This is a genomic window from Streptomyces sp. NPDC085946, assembly GCF_044540485.1.
In the GTDB taxonomy this organism is placed as follows: Bacteria; Actinomycetota; Actinomycetes; order Streptomycetales; family Streptomycetaceae; genus Streptomyces.
This window is the reverse complement of sequence record NZ_JBITSF010000001.1, coordinates 240,811-259,598: the sequence shown is the minus strand read 5'-3', so window position 1 is coordinate 259,598 and position 18,788 is coordinate 240,811. Positions and strand designations below refer to the sequence as shown.

Below are 18,788 nucleotides of genomic sequence, written 5' to 3'. Positions count from 1 at the left end.
GACGACGGGTGGGGCGCCGCAGCGCCGGGGCGTCAGGAGGACGGCGGGGCGGCCGGCCCGGGGGCCGCCGGCCCGGACGTCGCCGGCTCGGCGGGCCGGGCCGGCAGCGGCGGCAGGCCGTTCATGGTCGGGGCCGGCAGGCCGCTGCCGAACAGCGTCGCGGCGACGAGGTCGACCACGCTGTTCATCACCTCGTCCACGGCCGGGTCGACCTTGCTCGCGTCGCCGGAGAGGACGGCCTGGAGCAGGGCGTCGGTCGACTTCTCCAGAGCGGCCATCGCCTCGGCGACGAGGTCGGCCGGCGCCTTGGCGCGTACGTCCGCCACCTCGGAACCGTCGGGGATCAGGGGCAGGGCGGGCAGCGTGATGCCCGGCACCGTGAGGCCGGGGACGGTGAGACCCGGCAGGACCGGGGCGGTCAGGCCCGGCATGGCCGGTGTCACGGTGGTGGGCGTGGTGCCGGCGGGCGTGGTCGTCACCGGCAGGGTCGTGGGGGCCGCCGCGGTCGCCCGGGCGATGGCGTCCTTGACGTCGGAGCCCAGTTCGGTGGCCGCCTCGGGCGTGATCCGGCCGTCGTCCGCCTTCAGCACGGCCGTCAGCAGGCCGGCGACCGGGGTGAGCACGCCGCCCAGTTCGCCCAGGCCGGCGACCTGCGCGAGCAGCGCGTCCGCGTCGGGCAGGGGGGCCTGGGACGCCGCACGGGTGCGCTCGCGGACCGGGTCGTCGTCCGCGGCGACGGCGGCCGGCCCGGTGACCCCGAGCAGGAGGGCGGCGCAGAGCGCGGAGGTCGCGATGCGACGGGCGGGCAGACGCATGGAAGGTCCTTTCGGTGGGCGTCGGATCTTGAGCCCACCGTGGAAGCGCCCCGTACGCTCCGCAACCGAGCGCCCGCCCCGGGTCACCCCCGCGGTGCGGGGGCGGCGCCGTCACCCCTGGTGGGGGCGGTTGCGGGGCCCGTCCGCCGGGCCCCCGCCGAGGCGCCCGTTCGGCGCAACGGCGACCGGCCGCTCCCCGGCTGGGACAGCACGGGGAACGGCCGGTGAAGGGGGGTCGAGGCGCCGTCAGTCGTTCGCGCACTCGTTGCCGAACGCCGGGTTCAGCAGGCCGATGATGTCGACGGTGTTGCCGCAGACGTTGACCGGGATGTGGATCGGGACCTGCACGGCGTTGCCGGACAGCACGCCCGGGGAGTGCTCGGCGTGGGCCCCGGCGCCGCTGTCGGCGGCGGCGATGCCGGCGGTGCCCGCCACCGCGGCGGCGGCGACGGAGGTCAGGACCAGGCCCTTCGCGATACGCGACATGGAGAGGTGCTCCTTGGGGTTGACACAAACATCCGGGCGGATGCCCGGCGCTGTGTCAACGCGTCGCGTCCGCGCGGGTAGTGCCGCCAAAGGGGTGATGTGGGCCGGGGCCGTCCGCGTCCGCCCCGCCGCCGCCACCGCCCCGTTCCGGCGCGTCGGCACGGCGGACGGCCCAGGTCCCGCCGCACCCGGCGCACGCGTGCGACCGGCGCGCCCGCGCACCCCCGCCGGTGCCGTCGCGCCCCCGTCGTGCGACTCCGGTGTGCGCGGATGTGACCAGGCGACCCCCCGGCTCGTTCCCCAGCGGAACGCGATCGGGGCCGAGGCGCTCTTCGTCGCCGCCGGCACCCGGCAGTGAGGCGCGTTCCCTCCCCTACCGAGCGCCGTCCGTGAGCGAGGAAGCCGCGCATGCACCAGTCGACGACCGACCCTCCCCCGCGGGTCCTGCACCTCACCCAGCCCGTGGACGGCGGGGTCGCCCGGGTCGTGACGGACCTGGCGCGGGACCAGCTCGCCGCCGGCCTGTGCGTCGCGGTGGCCTGCCCCGACGGGCCCCTGGCCGCGCGGCTGGCGGCGCTGGGCGCGGACGTACGGCCCTGGGCCGCGGCGCGGGAGCCCGGGCCGTCGCTGGTCGCGGAGGTGCGGCGGCTGGCCGCGGTGCTGGCGGACGTCCGGCCCGGCCTGGTGCACGCGCACAGCGCGAAGGCCGGGCTCGCCGGGCGGCTGGCGGTGCGGGGCCGGATCCCGACCGTGTTCCAGCCGCACGCCTGGTCGTTCGAGGCGGCCGGCGGGGTGACCGGAGCCCTCGCGGCCGGCTGGGAGCGGTGGGCGGCGCGCTGGGCGGACCGGATCGTCTGCGTGAGCGAGGCGGAACGCCGCCGGGGACTGCGGGCCGGGGTCCGCGGACGGTGGTCGGTGGTCCCGAACGGCATCGACACGGACCGCTTCCGCCCGGCCGCCGCCGGTCCCGCCCGCGCCGCGCTCCCCGGGGACGCCGGTCCGCACGCCCCGCTGGTGGTGTGTGTGGGGCGGCTGTGCCGGCAGAAGGGGCAGGACGTCCTGCTGGCGGCCTGGGAGCCGGTGCTGCGGAGGGTGCCCGACGCCCGGCTGGTGCTGGTCGGTGACGGGCCGGACGGCGCCCGGCTGCGGGACCTCGCCCCGTCGTCCGTGCGGTTCGCCGGGGCCGTCGACGACCCCGTGCCCTGGTACCGGGCCGCCGACCTGGTCGTGCTGCCGTCGCGGTGGGAGGGGATGGCGCTGGCTCCGCTGGAGGCGATGGCCTGCGCGCGGGCCGTGCTGGTGACGGACGTGGACGGCGCCCGGGAGAGCCTGCCGGCCGCGCTCGCGCCGCACTGCCTGGTGCCGCCGCGGGACCCGGCGGCCCTGGCCGGGGCCGTCGCCGCCCTGCTGCTCGACCCCGGGCTGCGCGCGCGGCTCGGCCGCGAGGGCCGCCGGCACGTGCTGTCCTCGCACGACGTGCGGGACACCGCCGGGGCCGTCCGGGCCGTGTACCGCGAGCTGCTCGGCGGTCCCCGCGCCGCGGCCGCCGCCCCCGACGACAGGGAGTCCGTCCCCTCGTGACCGCGGAAAGCACCGTTCCCCCTCCCGCGGGGCAGGCTCCCGGCCGGGCAGGCCGGCCCGTCCCGGTCCTGCCGCCGCGTGCCGCCGCGGACTCCCGCCCGCCCGCCCGGCGGTTCCCGGCGCGGCCCCCGTCCCCGCTGCCGCTGCTCGTGGCGGACACCGCCGCCGCCCTGGCGGGCGCGCTCGCGCCCGCCGGCCGCGGCCCGCTGCTCGCGGTGCCGCTGGTGGCCCTCTCGCTGCTGCTGCGCCCGCGCCGCGCCTCCCGGGTGCCGGGCGTGCTGGACGAACTGCCCGTGCTGTGCGGCCGGATCGCGGTGGTCTGGCTGGCCCTCGGGGCGCTCGTCGCCGCGTGCGCCCCGCCGTACGCCCTGTCCGCCCGTGACCTGCTGCTGGGCTGGGCCGCGCAGTGCGCGGCGGGCGTGGTGTGCCGGGCTGCCGTGTACCGGCGGCGGCGCCTGGACCTGCTGCGCCGCCCGCGGGCCGCGCTCGTGATCGGGCCCGCCGCGACCGCGCGGCGCGTGGCCGCCGGGGTGCTGCGCCACCCGCGCCACGGGATCCGGCCGGTGGCGATCGTCGCCGACGACCCGGACGGCGCCGCCGGACTGCCCGTGCTGACCACCGGCGAGGACATCGAGCGGGCGCTCGTCAGGCACGGGGTGCGCGAGGTCCTCGCCGTGCACCCGTCGGTACGGACCGGGCAGGGGCCGCTGCTGCGGGCGCTGGCCGCGTCGGGGTGCACGGTGTGGGAGGTCGACGCGGACTCGCCGTCGTACGGCTCCCCCGACCGGCTCGCGGGGTTCCCCTGCCGGCGCCTGGACATGGGCTCCGAGTGGCGCGACGACTTCGGCAAACGCGTGCTGGACGTGGCGGTGTCCGGGGCGCTGCTGCTGGCGGCCGGTCCGCTGCTGCTGGTGTGCGCGGTGCTGCTGCGGGTCACCGAGGGGCCGGGCGTCGTCTTCCGGCAGGAGCGGATCGGCCGGCACGGCAGGCCCTTCACGCTGCTGAAGTTCCGTACCCACCGCCCGGTCGACGCGCACGAGGCGGCGACCCGCTGGAGCGTGGCGGACGACCGGCAAATGTCCTGGTTCTGCCGCTTCCTGCGCCGCACCTCGCTCGACGAGCTGCTCCAGCTGTGGAACGTCTGCCGGGGCGACATGAGCCTGGTCGGCCCGCGCCCCGAACGGCCGTACTTCGTGACGCGGTTCAGCCGGACCTACCCCGGCTACGCGGCCCGCCACCGGATGCCGGTGGGCATCACCGGCCTCGCCCAGGTCCACGGGCTGCGCGGCGACACCTCGATCGAGGACCGGGCCCGCTTCGACAACGCCTACATCGACGACTGGTCGCTGTGGCAGGACGTCTGCATCCTGCTGCGCACGGTGGCGGCGCTCGTCCGGCCGACGGGGAGCTGAGCGGCATGGGCCACGCTCCGCCGGCCGTCCGGGTCCGGGCGTACGCACCGGTGCTGCCGCTGGTGGCCGTGGTGGCGCTGCTGGCGCTGCCCGTGGAGCCGGGCGGGGAGGGCGGCGCGGGTCCCGCCGACGCGGCCTCCGCGCTCGTGGTGCTGTACTGCGCCGTCCGGCTCGTGCGGGACCGGCGGCGTCCGCTGTCGCGCACGGCTGCCTTGGTGCTGGGGCTGCCCGTGGTCGGGACGGCCGTCGCCGCGGCCGGGGCGGCCTCGCCGGGGACCGGGGTCAGCGGCTTGGGCCGCTACCTCCAGGTCTTCGTGCTGGTCCCGGCGGCCGTGCTGCTGCTGGTCCGGGACCGGGCCGACTTCCGGGTGCCGGCCTGGGCGTTCGTGGGCCTGGCCGGGTGGCAGGGGGCCGTCGGGGCGCACCAGTACGTCACCGGGACCGGGGCCTCGTACGAGGGCCGGCCGATCCGGGCGGTCGGCACGTTCGGGGCGCAGGACGTGATGGGGATGGCGACGGTCGTCTCCCTGGGCGTGGTGTGCGCGGTCGGGCTCGCCCTGGGCGGGGGGCCGGCGCGCCGGCGGGTGCTCGCGGCCGGCTGCGCGCTGGTGCTGCTGGTGCCGCTCGCGCTGTCGTTCAGCCGGGGGGCGTGGATCGCGACGGCCGTCACGTGCGGGGCGCAGCTCCTGCTGGCCGGGGTGCGGCGGGCCCTGCGGGTGGGGGCCGCGCTGGTCGCGGCGGCCGTGGTGCTGGTGGGCGGCTTCGGGGTGGGCACGGCCCGGCTGCAGGAGCGGGTGGACAGCATCACGCGGGTCGCGGACGCGCCCGACCGGTCGGTGACCGACCGGTACACGATGTGGGCGGCGGCGGCCGGCATGTGGCGCGAGCGGCCCCTGACCGGTGTCGGCCTGAAGGGCTTTCCCGAACACCGGGACGCCCACGCCTCGCTGGCGCTGTCCTCGGGCAGCGACACGGCCGGCGCGGGCGCGGGCTTCCGCAGGCAGCCGCTGCTGTCCCCGCACAACATGTACCTGCTGGTCCTGGCCGAGCAGGGGCTGATCGGCCTGCTCGCCCTGACGGGGAGCTGGCTGGCGCTGCTGGTGTGCGCGGTGCGCGGGCTGGCCCGGGTGCGGCGGGCCGGACCGGGGCTGGACTGCGGGCTCGTCGCGTGCGGGCTGCTGCTGTGGCACCTGACGGACTTCGCGTACGCCGACATCGGGGGGCGGTCGACCGTGCTGACGGCGGTGTCGCTGGGGCTGGTGGCCTGGTGGGCGCTGGTGGGCGGGGGCGGGGCGGTCCCGTCCTCCGTGCCGGAACCGGCCGGGGCCCCCGTACCGGGTCACGCCGGGGCGGCCGTGCGCGGCGCCTCGGGGGAGGCCGGGACGCGATGACGGTGACGCCGCCCCGGGCCGCGGGGACGCCTCAGGAGCCTCCGGTCGCCGAGGGCGAGGCGGATGCGCCGCGGCGGCTCCCGGGCCCCGGGGACCGCACCGGCGCCGGCCGGCGGCCTCCGGTTTCCGGGGAGCCCGCCGGCCCCCGGCTCCCGGCTCGCGGGGACCGCGCCGGTCGGCGCCCCTCGCCCGCCGGGGAACCCACCGGCCGGCAGCTCCCCGCTTCCGAGGACCACGCCGGTCTCGCCCCCCGGGGCTTCCTCGCCCGGGCCACGCTGGTCACCGCCGTGCTGTCCGTCGCGGGGGCCGTGCTGGGGCTGGCGCGGGACCAGGCGCTGGCCCGGCTGTTCGGGGCCGGGCGGGAGACGGACGCCTTCCTGGTGGCGTGGACGGTGCCGGAGTTCGCCGCCACGCTGCTCATCGAGGACGGGCTGGCCTTCGCGTTGATCCCGGCGTTCAGCCTCGCCCTGGCGCGGCGGGCGCGGGGCGCGCCCGGCGACCCGGTCCGCGCGCTGGTCGCCCGCACCCTCCCCCGGCTGCTGCTGGCCTTCGCGGCGGCCTCGGCGCTGATCGCCGCGGCCGCCCCGTACCTGGTCGAAGCGCTCGCCCCCGGGCTGCCCGACCCCGCCCTCGCGGTGGACTGCACCCGGCTCACCGCGACCTCGGTGCTGAGCTTCGGCCTGGCGGGGTACTGCAGCGCGGCCCTGCGCGCGCACCGCCGCTTCCTGGCGCCTGCGGCCATCTACGTCGCCTACAACACCGCCCTCATCGCCGTGATGCTGGCGTTCGGCGGGCGCTGGGGCGTGCGGGCGGCGGCGGCCGGGGTCGCGGCGGGCGGCTGCCTGATGGTCCTCGCCCAACTGCCGTCGCTGGGGCGGCAGATGCGGCGCAAGGCCCCGGCCGGGCCGGGCGGCGGGGACGGCGACCGGGCGATGGGCCTGGCCGTCCTGTCCACCGTCCTGCTCTTCGCGCTGTGCCGCCAGTCGCAGGTCCTCGTCGAACGGTTCCTCGGCTCGGCCCTGCCCTCCGGAGCCATCTCGCACCTGAACTACGCGCAGAAGGTGGCCCAGATCCCGATGACCCTCTCGCTGATGCTGTGCACCGTCACCTTCCCGGTGGTGGCGCGGGCGCTGGCCGAGGGCGACACCGGACGGGCCCGGGCCCGGGTGGAGCGGGACCTGGCGCTCGCCGCCTCCCTGGTGCTGCTCGGCACGGCGGGTGTCGTCGCCTGCGCCCCGCAGCTCGTCGAGCTCCTGTTCCAGCGCGGCGCGTTCACCGGTACGGACACGGCGGCCACCGCCGGGGTGATGCGCGTGTACGCCCTCGGGCTGCTCGCCCAGACCCTGGTCGGCGCGCTCGTGCGCTCGTACTTCTCGGCGGGCCGGCCCACCTGGTACCCGCTCGCCGCGATGGCCGCGGGCCTGGCCGTCACCGCGTGGCTGGGCGCCTGGACGGTGGGCTTCTGGGGCGTGTCGGGGATCGCCGCCGCGAACGCCGCCGGCATCACCGTCACGGCCGCCCTGCTGCTGGCCGGGACGAACACCGGACGCGGCGGGCCGCGCGCCGTCCCGGTCCGCACCCGGCGGGTGCTGGCCGAGGTGGGCAGGCCGGTGCCGGCGGCCGCCGCCGCCGCGCTCGCGGGCGCGGGCGCGGCGGGCCTCGCGGACGCGCCGCTGCCCGGCCTGGCGGCCGGCTCCGCCGCCGTCCTCGCCGTCTTCGTCCTGCTCGGCCGGTGCCTGGGCGACCAGGGCTGCGTCCTCGCGCTCCGCTCCCTGCGCGCCCTGCGCACCGGCTCGTTCCGTTTCCTCCGTTCCCCCCGTTCCCCCCGTTCCGTCACCCGGAAGGCCCCCCATGGCGACATCCGTTGACCGCAGCGCCACCGGCGCCCGTCCCGGACCGGACGGCCCGCTCCCGTTCGTGGCGATGTACCACTCCGTGGGCGACCGCTCGGCCGACCCCTACCGCATCACCGTCACGCCCGGGCGTCTCGACCGGCAGCTCGCCTGGCTGCGGCGGCACGGGCTGCGCGGCGTGTCCGTGGCCGAGCTGCTCGCCGCCCGCGCGCGGGGCGCCGGCCGGGACCTGGTCGGGCTCACCTTCGACGACGGGTACGCCGACTTCGTCACCGAGGCGCTGCCCGTGCTGCGCCGCCGGGGCTGCGGCGCCACCCTGTTCGTCCTGGCGGGCCGGCTCGGCGGCGACAACGCCTGGGACCCGCTGGGCCCGCGCAAGCCGCTGCTGACCGCGGACGGCGTCCGGCACGCGGCCGCCGAGGGCGTGGAGATCGGCTCGCACGGCCTGACCCACGTCGACCTGACCCGGGCGGACGACGCCGCGCTGCGGGCCGAGGCGGCCGGGAGCAGGGCGGTGCTCGCGGAGCTGACCGGCACACCGGTCGACGGGTTCTGCTACCCGTACGGGACGGTCGACCGGCGCGCGGTCGCCGCCGTGCGGGACGCCGGGTACGGATACGCCTGCGCCATCGACCCCGGGCCGCTCACCGGCCCGTTCGCCCTGCCCCGGGCGCACATCGACGAACGCGACCACGCGGTCCGGCTCTTCCTGAAGTACCGGCTGCACGGGCTGCGCCGCCGCCCCGCGGGACGGCGCCGGTGAGGGTCCTGCACGTCATCACCGGCCTCAACGTCGGCGGCGCCGAGCTGCAACTGCGGCTGCTGCTGCGGCACCTGCCCGTGGCGTGCGACGTCGTGACGCTCACCGACCCGGGCCCGGTCGCCGACGGGCTGGCCGCCGACGGCGTACGGGTGGTCCACCTCGGCATGGCCGGCAACCGGGACCTCACCGCCCTGCCCCGCCTGGTGCGGGTCGTCCGCGCGGGCGGCTACGACCTGGTGCACACCCACCTGTACCGCGCCTGCCTGTACGGCCGGCTGGCCGCGCGGCTCGCGGGCGTGCGCGCGGTCGTCGCCACCGAGCACTCCCTCGGCGCCTCGCAGACGGAGGGCCGCCCGCTCGGCCCGGGCGTGCGCGCCCTGTACCTGGCCGGCGAGCGCCTGGGCCGCACCACGGTCGCCGTCTCCCCGACGGTCGCCGGGCGGCTGAGGCGCTGGGGCGTGCCGGAATCCCGGATCGCGGTCGTCCCCAACGGGATCGACCTGGCCCGCTTCCGCTTCGACCCGGCCCGCCGCCAGGAGACCCGCCGCCGCCTGGGCCTGCCGGACGGCGCGTACGTCGTCGGCGGCGTCGGCCGTCTCACGGCCGGCAAGCGCTTCGGCGACCTGGTCCGGGCCGTGGCCCTGCTGCCCGGCGACGTCCGGCTGCTGCTCGTCGGCGGCGGACCGGAGGAGGCCGCCCTCCGGCGCACCGCGCGCGAGGCCGGGATCGCCGGCCGGGTGCTGTTCACCGGGGAGCGCCCCGGCCTGCCCGACGGCTCGCCGGGCCCCGACCTGCCGTCGCTGACCGCCGCGATGGACGTGCTCGCCTCCCCGTCCCCGGAGGAGGCCTTCGGCCTGGCGGTGGTGGAGGCGCTGGCGGCGGGACTGCCGGTGCTGTACGCCTCCTGCCCCGCCCTGGAGGACCTGCCGGCCGGGGCCGCGCCCGCCGCCCGGCGGGTGACCGGCGGCCCCGAGGAGTTCGCCCGCGCGCTGGCCGGCGTACGGCGGCGGGTCCCGGGGCCGCGCACCGCGCCCGACGCAGCCCGCCACTACTGCATCACCCGCAGCGCCGCCCAGCTCATGGACGTGTACGCGGCCGCCGTCGCGCCGTCGTCGTCCCCGTCACCCCAGGGAGTCAGTTCCGCATGACCCAGATCCCGACCGCCCCCGCCCCGGCCCGCCCCAAGTCGCTTCCCCCCTGGTCGCTGCTCGCGGCCGGCGTCCTCGCCGGCGGCCTGCTCGGCGGCACGTACGGCATGGTCAGGCCGCCGGTGTACACCGCCACCAGCTACGTCGTCGCCGTGCCGACGGAGCGGTCCGACCCGGCCACCGCGCTCGGTTTCGCGCAGGCCTACGGCCGGGTCGCCACCCAGCTCGCCGTGCTCGGCGACGCCCAGGCGGGGGCGGGCGTGCCGGTGCGGACGCTGAAGGAGAGCGTGCGGACGGCGACCTCGCCGGACGCCCCGATGGTGGCCGTCACCGCGACCTCCACCCGCCCCGGCCTCGCCGCCGCCATGGCCGACGCGGTCTCGCGCGCCCTGACCCGGCACGCGGGCGCCGCCGAGGACACCACCCGCGTCGAGCTCCGGCAGTTCGCCCGCGCGACCCGTCCCACCGAGCCGTCGTCCGCGTCACCGGAGGTGACGGGCCTGGTCGGGGCCGGCGCGGGCGGCCTGCTGGGCGGGCTCGCCCTCCTGGTCCGGCCGCGGCGGGACGCGCGGGAGCCGGGACGGCCGACCGTGCCCGGCCCGGCCGCCGCCGACGCGTACGGGCAGCCGTGACGTACACCGCCGAACTGGTCACCGAGGAGCGCGCGTTCGCCGCGCTCGCCGCCGACTGGACGCGGCTGTACCGGCGGTGCTCCACCGCCACCCCGTTCCAGAGCCACGCCTGGCTGCACTCGTGGTGGCTGTCGTACGGCGGGCGCGGCCGGCTGCGGCTGCTGCTGGTGCGCGACGGCCCGGACCTCGTGGCCGCCGCGCCGCTGATGCGCGTGACGGGTCCGCTGCCCGCGCTGGTGCCGCTCGGCGGGGCGGTCTCCGACCACGCCGACGTCCTGGTGGACGACGGGCGCGGGGAGCCCGCGGTGGCCGCGCTCACCGAGGCGCTGTCGGCCGCCGCCCGCACCGCGCTGATCGACCTGCGCGAGGTCCGGCCCGGCGGCGCCGCCGAACGGGTCTGGGCCCGCTGGCACGGACCGCGCCGCCGGGTGGCCGGCTCCCCCTGCCTGGAGCTGCCCGCCGTCCCCATGGACGAGCTGGTCGCCCGGCTGCCGTCGGCCAAGGCCCAGCAGCGGGTCCGCGCCCAGCTGCGCCGGCTGGATGCGCTCGGCGTCCGGCGCCGGGTCGTGCGGCCCGACGAGACGGACGCGGCCCTGCGGCGGCTGCTCGCCCTGCACCGGTTGCAGTGGCAGGGGCGGAAGGTGACGCCGGAGCACCTGCGGCCGCGGTTCGGCGACCACCTGGTGCGGTCGGTCGGGGCGATGGCGCGCTCCGGGGACGCGGTGGTCACCGAGTTCGCGCTCGACGACGAGGTGGTGGCCGTGGACGTGGCCCTGATGTCGCCGCTACTGGCGGGCGGTTACCTGTACGGCGCCCACCCCGGCCTGCGGGAACGCAAGGCGGACGTGGCGGTGATACTGCTCGACGCCCTCGCCGCGCACACCAAGGGCGGCGCGCACGGCGCGCTGAGCCTGCTGCGCGGCGACGAGCCCTACAAGCATCACTGGCGTCCGCGGACCGTGGTCAACCAGCGCCTGCTGCTGGCCCGGCGGCGCACCGCGCCCCTGCTGTCGGCGGCCCTGTGCGACGTCGCGGTCCGCCACCGGGGCAAGGAGCTGGTGCGCCTCGTCCGCGCACGCGGCGGCGGGTCCTGACCGGCCCGCCGCGCGGGGGCGCTACCGGCTCCGCAGCCACCCGTACGCGCGGGTGCACAGCCCGCCGAGCCACTGCTGGAACCACTCGCCGAGGCCCGGCGGCGAACAGACCGGCGGGAGCGGCGGCACGGGCGCGGCCGGCCCGGCGGGCGGGGCGGGCGGGCCGGCCGGGTCCGGCGGCGGTCCGCCAGTGCGCCCGAAGAGCACGGACCGGTAGACCGCGGACGCCTCGGGATTGCTCCCGCACTGCCACACCCCGTGCGGGCAGTAGTCGGTCAGCGTGTGGTAGAGCGGCTCGTGCTCGTCCATCCACGCGAGCATCCGCCGCATGTACTCCGGGTTGTCGCCGTTGCGGAAGAGCCCCCACTCCGGGTAGGAGACGGGCTTGCCGTGGGCCCGGGCGAAGTCCACGTGGTGCCGCAGCCCGTAGGGTTCCGTCACCTGCTCGTCGAACGGCATGCCCTCCGGCTGGTCGTACGCGTCCATCCCGATGACGTCGACCGTGTCGTCCCCCGGGTAGCACTCCGTCCACGGGACGGCGTCCCGGCCGCGGGACGGCGTGAAGTCGAACCGGAACCGCTGGCCCGGCACCGCGCGCATGGCGGCGACGATCCGGTTCCAGTACGCCTTCCAGGCCGCCGGGTCCGGGCCGCAGCGGTGGGTGTACGTGATGCCGTTCATCTCCCAGCCGAGCACGAGGACCGTGTCCGGCACCCGCAGGTCGACCAGCCGCTCGGCGAGCGCGCGGAAGTGGTGGTCGTGGCGTCCGGCGGCGCCCTCGCGCAGCAGCCGGCGCACCTCGTCGTCGGACAGGCCCTCCTCGTTGCGCTCCAGCATGGGCACGTTGAGGACGAACATCCGGTCGTCCCGCGCCCTGCGCCAGTCGGCCCACACGTCCAGGAAGCCGGGAGCGCCCTCGATGTTGCTCCACAGGTCCCCGGGCAGGTAGGTGTGGGCGACGCGCGGCTCGGCACCGCCCAGCCAGCGCCCGAACTCGGCGATCCGGTCGACGCCGGGGGCGCCGTAGTGGAGGTAGGCGCCGAAGGCGGGCCCTTCCCGGGGCGCGTCCGTGGGCGCCGGGCCCACCGGGGCGGAGCCGGTGGGAGCGGGGCTCACGGGAGCGGGACCCGCGGGCGCCGGAGTCACGGGTGCCGGGATCTCGGGGCCCGGTGCGGGTGGGTCGGCGGTCCGGGCGCCCGCGGTGGCCCCCGGACCGGCGACCAGGGCGGCCGTCGCGGCGGCCGCCGCCGCGACGCGGGCCGGTCGTCGAGCCCGGATCCGGCGCTGCTGTGGGGCCATGCCCTGCTCCCTCCTGCGCGCGAGTGCCTTGTGGCGTCCCGTTACTGACACTCAGTCATACGGGCGGCCGGGGCGCCACCGCGGCTACGGCAGCCGGGTGGACGGACCGCGGGGAGGGGCGGGCGCGTATCGGGGCGGCCGGGGCACGGGTGCCGGACGCGAGGCGTCCGGCACCCGGCGCGCTACCTGCGGGACGCGGTGCGGCCCCGCCGGTACAGCACGGCCCCGCCCGCGATCAGCGCGGCACTGGCGGCCGTGGCCCCGAGCATGGCCTCGGCGCCGGTCTCGGGAAGGGACGGCGACTGGTGCTCGCCCCCGGGCGGGGGCGTGTGGTGACCACCGGGAGGCGGAGTCGTCTGACCGCCGCCCGGAGGCGTGGTCTCCCCGCCGGGAGGGGTCGTGGTGGGCGGGGTGGTCGGCGGCTTCGTCGGCGGGGTGGTCGGCGGCTTCGTCGGCGGGGTGGTCGGCGGCTTCGTCGGCGGGGTGGTCGGCGGCTTCGTCGGCGGAGTCTCGCCGTACCCGCCGTCGCCGTATCCGCCGTCTCCGTATCCGCCGTCGTCCTCTCCGTACCCGGAGTCGTCCCCGTACCCGGAGTCGTCCCCGTACCCGGAGTCGTCCCCGTATCCGGGGTCGTCGCCGTGGGGCGTGCCGCGGGAACCGTCCTTCGGGCCGTGTGCCTCGTGCGCACAGGAGTTGCCGAACGCCGGGTTGAGCACGGCCGCCACGTCGACGGAGTTGCCGCAGGCGTTCACCGGCACCTCGACGGGGATCTGGACGTCGTTGCCGGACACGGCGCCCGGCGAGTTCCGGGCCGCTGCGCTCGCGTCGGAGTCGGCGACGGCGGCACCACCGCACAGAGACAGCATGCTCGTCGCGGCCGCGGCCGCGAGCATTCCCCTGCTCAGGGTCTGTCGCAATCTCGTTGTCTTCCTGCTGGGAGAAGTGGGAAAAGCCGGCCCTGGAAGCAACGGAGTTGTCCAAGGCCGGCCATGACGCAGCCGTACGGCCGGGGCGGGAACGTCGTCAGTCGTTCTCGCACTGGTTGCCGAACGCCGGGTTCAGGGCGGCGATGACGTCCACGGTGTTGCCGCACACGTTGATGGGGATGTGCACCGGGATCTGGATCACGTTGCCGGAGAGGACGCCCGGGGAATGGGCTGCGGCACCGGTCGCACCGGAGTCGGCGACGGCCGGGGCGGCCATGCCCAGCGCCATGATCGCGCCCGCGACGGCAGCAGCGCTCTTCTTCATGAATTTTCCCTTCTCTGCGGTCATGCCCTTTGACGGCCGAAACCGAGCGAGCACAACTTGAACGGCTCGCACCATGACCTGCAGCCTGCACAACGAGAAATTGACGGCGGAGGAAACTGAAGAACGTGCGACCCCGCCGAATTCACCCGAACGCCCCCCATTGCGTCGGCGCCGTAGCCCACACGATGCAATGATGCGTTCCGTCACCCGGTGGGAACGCCTGCCGGACGCGCCACCGGGCGGCCCGCAGGGAACCCAGCGGACCGCCCGGGAGACGGTGAACGATTGCCCGGCTCGTCAGTCGTCCGACTCGCCGTTCGCCGACAGAACCGCCAGGTCCTCCAGGATGTGCGACAGGGCGCCGTCCCGCTTGGCCTGGGTGGAGTTGTCGGCGCACTGCTGGTTCAGGTCGTCCGACAGGATCGGGATGTCCTGGATCGGAACGATGTTGACGACGGGGACGTTGATGTCCTCCAGGGCCACGCACGGCTTGTTGAGCGTGCCGTCGACCAGCGAGAGCTGCGGGCTCATGTCGCCGTCGGTCGCCGAGTTGCCGAACGAGGACGAGGCACCGTTGCCGTTGGCCGAGGACGGCCCGGAGTCGTCGCCGACGGCAAGCGCCTGGGGAGCGGCCGCCACCGACATACCAATGACAGAAGCGGCGGCCGCCGCGGCGACCATTGCCTTCTTGAGCACTTCGCGTTCCTTTCCTAGTAGCGACGCATGTCGTAGCGACGCATGTCCTACGGACTCATCAACACGAAGCAGGGGGATTGGTTGCGGCCATTCACCCGGTTGGCTGCGCCGTCGTCGCGATGCCGCTCATCACCTCGGCCCAAGAACACACAAACGTCCACGGGTTGGGCCGACGGAGTGACGAGGAGAAACCACTCGGAGCGCTCGCAGTTGTTCCAGGCGCTCCGGTGGACGGGGTTCCCTCAGAAAGGACTGGCCAGTGATCAAGAAGGTTGTTGCCACCGCGGCGATCGCCGCTTCCGTCATGGGTGTCTCCGCCGCCGCGGCCCCCCAGGCGATGGCTATCGGCGACGACAGCGGCGCGTCCTCCCTCAACGGCAACGGCGCCGCGCAGTTCTACGGCAACTCGGCGACGTACGGCAACATGAGCCCGCAGATGGCGCTCATCCAGGGCTCGTTCAACAAGCCGTGCATCGGCCTGGAGGACATCAACGTCCCCGTCGTCAACATCGTTCCGATCCAGGACATCCCGATCCTGTCCGACGACATGAACCAGCAGTGCGTCGAGAACTCCACGCAGATCAAGCGCGACGGCGCGCTGGCGCACTTCCTGGAGGACGTGTCGGTGCTGTCCTCCAACACCGAGGACTGACGCGCGAGGACCGACGCCCGGCACGCGTGCGGGCCCGCCGGCTCCCCGGCGGGCCCGCACGCGTCATGTCCGGCGCCCGGACGCGTACAGGGCCTCGATCTGGTCCGCGTACGCCTCCGCGGCCGCGCGGCGCTTCACCTTCAGGGACGGGGTCAGCAGTCCGTTCTCCTCGGTGAAGTCGCCCTCGACGAGGACGAAGGCGCGGATCGACTCGGCGCGCGAGACGGCCTCGTTGGCGTGGTCGACGGCCTTCTGGACGTCGGCGCGCATGCGGGGGTCGCGGACGACCTCGGACAGCGGGGTGTCGGCGGGGAGTCCGCGGACCGCCAGCCAGTGGGCGACGGCGTCGGGGTCGAGGGAGATCAGGGCGCCGACGTAGGGCCGGTTGTCGCCGACGACGAGGACCTGGCCGACCGGCGGGCGGCCGCGCAGGCGGTCCTCCAGGACGGCCGGGGAGACGTTCTTGCCGCCGGAGGTGACGATGATGTCCTTCTTGCGGCCGGTGATGGTGAGGTAGCCGTCCGCGTCGAGCGCGCCGAGGTCGCCGGTGGCGAACCAGCCGTCGGTGAGGACGGCGTCCGTGGCCGCCGGGTCGTTCCAGTAGGCGCCGAAGACGATGCCGCCCCGGACGAGGACCTCGCCGTCGTCGGCGATGCGGACCGCGGTGCCGGGGACGGGCAGGCCGACCGTGCCGGGGCGGGGGGCCAGGGGCGGGACGACGGTGGCGGCGGCGGTGGTCTCGGTCAGTCCGTAGCCCTCGTAGACGATGACGCCGGCCGCGTAGAAGAACAGGTTGAGGTCGCGGTCGAGCGGGCCGCCGCCGCTGATGGCGTACCGCAGGCGGCCGCCGAGCTCCTTGCGGACCCGGCGGTAGACCAGCAGGTCGTACAGCGCCCAGGCGGCGTACAGGCCGGGCCCGGGGCCCTTGCCGCGGCCCAGGAAGCGGTCCAGGTGCGCCCGGCCGAAGCGGACGCCGACGCGGTGGGCGCGCTCGAAGGAGGCGCCGCGGCCGATCTTCTCGGCGGTGGCGCGGCCGGTGTCGTGGATCTTCTCGAACAGGTACGGGACGCCGACCAGGAAGGTCGGGCGGAACGCCTTGAGGGCGGGGCGGAGGTCGGCGGGTTTGATGCTCGGGCTGTGGCCGACCTCGATGCGGGCCATCAGGCAGGCGATCTGCAGGGTGCGGCCCAGGATGTGGGCGAGCGGGAGGAACAGCAGGGTGGAGGCGGTCTGGCCGGTGACCTCCTTGAACAGGGGGTGGAGCAGCTCGACCGTGTTGGCGGCCTCGGCGTGCAGGTTGGCGTGGGTGAGGACGCAGCCCTTGGGCCGGCCGGTGGTGCCGGAGGTGTAGCAGACGGTGGCGACCGTGTCGGGGGTCAGGGCGGCGCGGCGCTCGGTGACCTCCTCGTCCGTGACGTCCCGGCCGAGGGCGGTGAGCTCGTCGAGCGCGCCGCCGTCGAGGTGCCAGACGCGCGGGGGGTCGGGGAGGGCGGCCGTGCCGGCGGTGACGGTGGCGGCGTTCTCGGCGGTCTCGGCGACGACGTACCGGGCGCCGGAGTCGCGGACGATCCACTCCACCTGGTCGGCGGAGGAGGTGGCGTAGACGGGGACGGTCCGGCCGCCCGCCGCCCAGATAGCGAAGTCCAGGACCGTCCACTCGTAGCGGGTGCGGGACATCACGGCGACGCGGCCGCCCGGTTCGAGGCCGGCGGCGATCAGCCCCTTGGCGACGGCGGTCACCTCGCGGGCGAAGGCCGCCGCGGTGACGGGGTGCCAGGTGCCGCCGCGTTCGCGGCGCAGGACGACGGCGCCGGGCGCCTCGGCCGCGTTGGTGAACGGGATGTCGGCGGTGCTGCCGGTCGCGAGCCGCGGCGCGAGGGGCGCCGCGCGGACCTCCCGTACGGTGCCGTGCTCGTCCCTGACGGTCTCGATCCGGGTGCGGGCCGCCAGGTCGGCGCGCTGTTTCGCCCGTTTCAGATCCCTGCGTACGCCCATGAACGGCTCCCGGTCGCGGTGCGGCTGACGTGCTGTCCCGTCCTACTTACTTACTCCAGAGTCAACTTACTCATGCGTAAGAAAAGGTCAATGGGACGGGGGTCACGCCAGCCGGCGGGCGGTGCGGATCGCCTCGGCCAGCTCGCGCACGTCCTCGTCCTCCGTGGCGGCGGCGAGGTCGCCGGCGCGCTCGGCGAGGTCGTCCAGGGTCGGGGCGCCGGGCAGGCGGCTCGCCGCGCCCCGCGGGGCGCGGAGGTGGTCGGCGAAGTAGGCGGCCGTGGCCGCGACCCGCAGGCCGTGGCCGGCGCTCCAGACGGAGTCGTCCAGGGCACGGGTCTCCAGGGCGCCGGACTCCTCGCGGGGGGCGCGGGTGGCGGGGTCGAGCCAGCGGACGGTGGCGGTGGCCAGGTGGCCCTCGGCGCCCGGCCTGGTGCGGACGGCGTACAGGGCGGTGACGGTGTGGCCGGGGCCGACCTCGCCGCCGTCGACGCGGTCGTCGCGGAAGGCGTCGTCGGCGACCCGGCGGTCGTCGTAGCCGACCAGGCGGAACTCGGCGACCGTCGCGGGGTCGAAGGCGACCTGGGCCCTGGCGTCGCGGGCGGTGAGGTCGACGGTGCGCGGGAGCTGCTCGCCGAAGACCTCGCGGGCGTCCTCCGGGCCGGAGACGTAGACGGTGTGGCCGTCGCCGCGGTCGGCGAGGCGTTCCATCAGGGCGTCGCCGTAGTCGCTGCCGACGCCGACGCCGACGAGGGTGACGCCGTGTTCGCGGCGGGCGTCGGCGACGCGCTCCAGGATCGCGTCCGCGTCGGTCTCGCCGGTGTTGGCGAGGGCGTCGGAGACCAGGACGACCCGGTTGGTGGCACCCTCGCGCAGGCCCTCGACGGCGGTGGCGTAGCCGGTCTCGACGCCCGCGCCGAGGTCGGTGGAGTCGGCGGGCTCCAGGCTGCCGACGGCGTCGTGGACCTCGTCGCGGTGGCCGCCGAGGCGGGTCATGGGCAGGACGGTCCTGGCCTCGTCGCTGAAGGTGACGATCGCCACCGAGTCGTCGTCGCGCAGCCGGTCCGTCAGCACGGCGAGGGACTCCTGCGCGAGGTCGAGGCGGCCCGGTTCGGCCATGGAGCCCGAGACGTCGACGACGAAGGTGAGGGCGGCGGGCGGGCGTTCGCCCCGCGTCGCGCCGGGCCGGGTGGCCAGGCCGACGCGGACCAGGGACCAGCCGTGCCGGTCGGTGCGGGCGCCGTCGACGGTGACCGTGAAGCCGTCGCCGCCGGGGCGCGGGTAGTCCTGGCGGAAGCTGTTGACGAACTCCTCGGGCCGCACCGTCGACGGGTCGGGCAGCCGGCCCTCGGCCAGGGCGCGGCGGGCGTAGCCGTAGGAGGCGGTGTCCACGTCGAGGGCGAAGGTGGACAGGTGGTCCTCGGGCGCCCGCGGCGGGACGTCCTCCTCGTCGGTGCGGGCCGGGGCGGGGGCCGGCCGGGAGCCGTGGGCGGTGCCGCCCGCCCCGGGCCCGTCGCCGCCGCCCCCCGCGGTGCACGCGGTGAGCAGCAGGCCGCCCGCCGTCGTCAGGGCGAGCAGCGCGTCGCGCAGTCGCCGGGTCCGGTTCCGCTCGTGCCTCTCCATCGTCCGTGCCCCCTCGGTCCGTCGGTGCGGTTCTCCTGCGACTGTGACGGCGCGGGGGGCCGGAACGTGCGGCACGGGACGTTGCGGACGGGTTGCGGAG

The 18,788-nt window shown here is 76.6% G+C and carries 17 protein-coding genes; 9 read left to right on the top strand and 8 right to left on the bottom strand.

Going from position 1 to position 18,788, the window contains the following annotated elements; genetic code table 11:
- Nucleotides 1-32 precede the first annotated feature (32 nt).
- The gene (locus tag ACIF8T_RS01130; RefSeq protein WP_400029840.1) at nucleotides 33-815 is read right to left on the bottom strand and encodes a hypothetical protein; all 783 of its coding nucleotides are present in this window, start codon (nucleotides 813-815) and stop codon (nucleotides 33-35) included.
- Between the two features lie 246 nt (nucleotides 816-1,061).
- Nucleotides 1,062-1,301, bottom strand: a complete 240-nt coding sequence (gene chpG / locus ACIF8T_RS01125; protein WP_400029838.1) for a chaplin ChpG — start codon at nucleotides 1,299-1,301, stop codon at nucleotides 1,062-1,064.
- A 408-nt stretch (nucleotides 1,302-1,709) separates the two neighbouring features.
- On the opposite strand from chpG, the gene ACIF8T_RS01120 reads away from it, so the two are divergent.
- From ACIF8T_RS01120 to ACIF8T_RS01085, 8 genes are read left to right on the top strand one after another with little or no spacing between them, the layout of a single operon-like run.
- Nucleotides 1,710-2,882, top strand: a complete 1,173-nt coding sequence (locus tag ACIF8T_RS01120) for a glycosyltransferase (RefSeq protein ID WP_400029836.1) — start codon at nucleotides 1,710-1,712, stop codon at nucleotides 2,880-2,882.
- Nucleotides 2,879-4,294: an exopolysaccharide biosynthesis polyprenyl glycosylphosphotransferase gene (locus ACIF8T_RS01115; RefSeq protein ID WP_400029834.1), complete on the top strand. Its 1,416-nt coding sequence runs from the start codon at nucleotides 2,879-2,881 to the stop codon at nucleotides 4,292-4,294. The genes ACIF8T_RS01120 and ACIF8T_RS01115 overlap by 4 nt, the downstream gene beginning before the upstream one ends.
- A 5-nt stretch (nucleotides 4,295-4,299) precedes the next feature.
- Nucleotides 4,300-5,685 carry an O-antigen ligase family protein gene (locus ACIF8T_RS01110; protein WP_400029832.1) on the top strand — a complete coding sequence of 462 codons (1,386 nt, stop codon included), beginning with the start codon at nucleotides 4,300-4,302 and terminating at the stop codon, nucleotides 5,683-5,685.
- A complete protein-coding gene (locus ACIF8T_RS01105; RefSeq protein ID WP_400029830.1) occupies nucleotides 5,682-7,553 on the top strand; it encodes a lipid II flippase MurJ in 1,872 nt (623 codons plus the stop codon). The genes ACIF8T_RS01110 and ACIF8T_RS01105 overlap by 4 nt, the downstream gene beginning before the upstream one ends.
- Nucleotides 7,537-8,301: a polysaccharide deacetylase family protein gene (locus tag ACIF8T_RS01100; RefSeq protein WP_400029828.1), complete on the top strand. Its 765-nt coding sequence runs from the start codon at nucleotides 7,537-7,539 to the stop codon at nucleotides 8,299-8,301. Before ACIF8T_RS01105 ends, ACIF8T_RS01100 begins: the two co-directional genes overlap by 17 nt.
- On the top strand, nucleotides 8,298-9,449 hold the full coding sequence (locus ACIF8T_RS01095) for a glycosyltransferase (RefSeq protein ID WP_400029826.1): 1,152 nt from the start codon (nucleotides 8,298-8,300) through the stop codon (nucleotides 9,447-9,449). The genes ACIF8T_RS01100 and ACIF8T_RS01095 overlap by 4 nt, the downstream gene beginning before the upstream one ends.
- The gene (locus ACIF8T_RS01090) at nucleotides 9,446-10,081 is read left to right on the top strand and encodes a lipopolysaccharide biosynthesis protein (protein WP_400029824.1); all 636 of its coding nucleotides are present in this window, start codon (nucleotides 9,446-9,448) and stop codon (nucleotides 10,079-10,081) included. Before ACIF8T_RS01095 ends, ACIF8T_RS01090 begins: the two co-directional genes overlap by 4 nt.
- Nucleotides 10,078-11,175, top strand: coding sequence for a GNAT family N-acetyltransferase (locus ACIF8T_RS01085; RefSeq protein WP_400029823.1), 1,098 nt, complete (start codon nucleotides 10,078-10,080; stop codon nucleotides 11,173-11,175). Before ACIF8T_RS01090 ends, ACIF8T_RS01085 begins: the two co-directional genes overlap by 4 nt.
- Nucleotides 11,176-11,196: 21 nt before the next feature.
- Here ACIF8T_RS01085 and ACIF8T_RS01080 read toward each other — a convergent pair whose 3' ends face one another.
- The 4 genes from ACIF8T_RS01080 to ACIF8T_RS01065 form a co-directional block, all read right to left on the bottom strand.
- Nucleotides 11,197-12,474 carry a glycoside hydrolase family 26 protein gene (locus ACIF8T_RS01080; RefSeq protein ID WP_400029821.1) on the bottom strand — a complete coding sequence of 426 codons (1,278 nt, stop codon included), beginning with the start codon at nucleotides 12,472-12,474 and terminating at the stop codon, nucleotides 11,197-11,199.
- A 182-nt stretch (nucleotides 12,475-12,656) separates the two neighbouring features.
- Nucleotides 12,657-13,391 (bottom strand): chaplin, encoded by a 735-nt coding sequence (locus ACIF8T_RS01075; RefSeq protein ID WP_400029819.1) that lies wholly within the window; start codon nucleotides 13,389-13,391, stop codon nucleotides 12,657-12,659.
- A 106-nt stretch (nucleotides 13,392-13,497) separates the two neighbouring features.
- Nucleotides 13,498-13,725 carry a chaplin gene (locus ACIF8T_RS01070; protein ID WP_400029817.1) on the bottom strand — a complete coding sequence of 76 codons (228 nt, stop codon included), beginning with the start codon at nucleotides 13,723-13,725 and terminating at the stop codon, nucleotides 13,498-13,500.
- Nucleotides 13,726-14,022: 297 nt separating this feature from the next.
- Complete coding sequence (locus tag ACIF8T_RS01065) at nucleotides 14,023-14,421, bottom strand: rodlin (protein ID WP_400029815.1); 399 nt, start codon at nucleotides 14,419-14,421, stop codon at nucleotides 14,023-14,025.
- A gap of 259 nt (nucleotides 14,422-14,680) precedes the next feature.
- Here ACIF8T_RS01065 and ACIF8T_RS01060 point away from each other — a divergent pair, with 259 nt between their 5' ends.
- Complete coding sequence (locus ACIF8T_RS01060; protein ID WP_400029813.1) at nucleotides 14,681-15,073, top strand: rodlin; 393 nt, start codon at nucleotides 14,681-14,683, stop codon at nucleotides 15,071-15,073.
- A 63-nt stretch (nucleotides 15,074-15,136) separates the two neighbouring features.
- Here ACIF8T_RS01060 and ACIF8T_RS01055 read toward each other — a convergent pair whose 3' ends face one another.
- The gene (locus ACIF8T_RS01055) at nucleotides 15,137-17,068 is read right to left on the bottom strand and encodes an AMP-dependent synthetase/ligase (RefSeq protein ID WP_400029811.1); all 1,932 of its coding nucleotides are present in this window, start codon (nucleotides 17,066-17,068) and stop codon (nucleotides 15,137-15,139) included.
- Nucleotides 17,069-17,170: 102 nt separating this feature from the next.
- Nucleotides 17,171-18,688, bottom strand: coding sequence for a von Willebrand factor type A domain-containing protein (locus ACIF8T_RS01050; protein ID WP_400029809.1), 1,518 nt, complete (start codon nucleotides 18,686-18,688; stop codon nucleotides 17,171-17,173).
- Between the last annotated feature and the right edge of the window lie 100 nt (nucleotides 18,689-18,788).

What these genes read in the sequence shown, in the direction of transcription:
- ACIF8T_RS01130 (WP_400029840.1), bottom strand. Translation starts at nt 815, where the DNA reads ATGCGTCTGCCCGCCCGTCGCATCGCGACCTCCGCGCTCTGCGCCGCC.
- ACIF8T_RS01070 (WP_400029817.1), bottom strand. Translation starts at nt 13,725, where the DNA reads ATGAAGAAGAGCGCTGCTGCCGTCGCGGGCGCGATCATGGCGCTGGGC.
- ACIF8T_RS01090 (WP_400029824.1), top strand. Translation starts at nt 9,446, where the DNA reads ATGACCCAGATCCCGACCGCCCCCGCCCCGGCCCGCCCCAAGTCGCTT.
- ACIF8T_RS01105 (WP_400029830.1), top strand. Translation starts at nt 5,682, where the DNA reads ATGACGGTGACGCCGCCCCGGGCCGCGGGGACGCCTCAGGAGCCTCCG.
- ACIF8T_RS01120 (WP_400029836.1), top strand. Translation starts at nt 1,710, where the DNA reads ATGCACCAGTCGACGACCGACCCTCCCCCGCGGGTCCTGCACCTCACC.
- ACIF8T_RS01080 (WP_400029821.1), bottom strand. Translation starts at nt 12,474, where the DNA reads ATGGCCCCACAGCAGCGCCGGATCCGGGCTCGACGACCGGCCCGCGTC.
- ACIF8T_RS01050 (WP_400029809.1), bottom strand. Translation starts at nt 18,688, where the DNA reads ATGGAGAGGCACGAGCGGAACCGGACCCGGCGACTGCGCGACGCGCTG.
- chpG (WP_400029838.1), bottom strand. Translation starts at nt 1,301, where the DNA reads ATGTCGCGTATCGCGAAGGGCCTGGTCCTGACCTCCGTCGCCGCCGCC.
- ACIF8T_RS01055 (WP_400029811.1), bottom strand. Translation starts at nt 17,068, where the DNA reads ATGGGCGTACGCAGGGATCTGAAACGGGCGAAACAGCGCGCCGACCTG.
- ACIF8T_RS01100 (WP_400029828.1), top strand. Translation starts at nt 7,537, where the DNA reads ATGGCGACATCCGTTGACCGCAGCGCCACCGGCGCCCGTCCCGGACCG.
- ACIF8T_RS01110 (WP_400029832.1), top strand. Translation starts at nt 4,300, where the DNA reads ATGGGCCACGCTCCGCCGGCCGTCCGGGTCCGGGCGTACGCACCGGTG.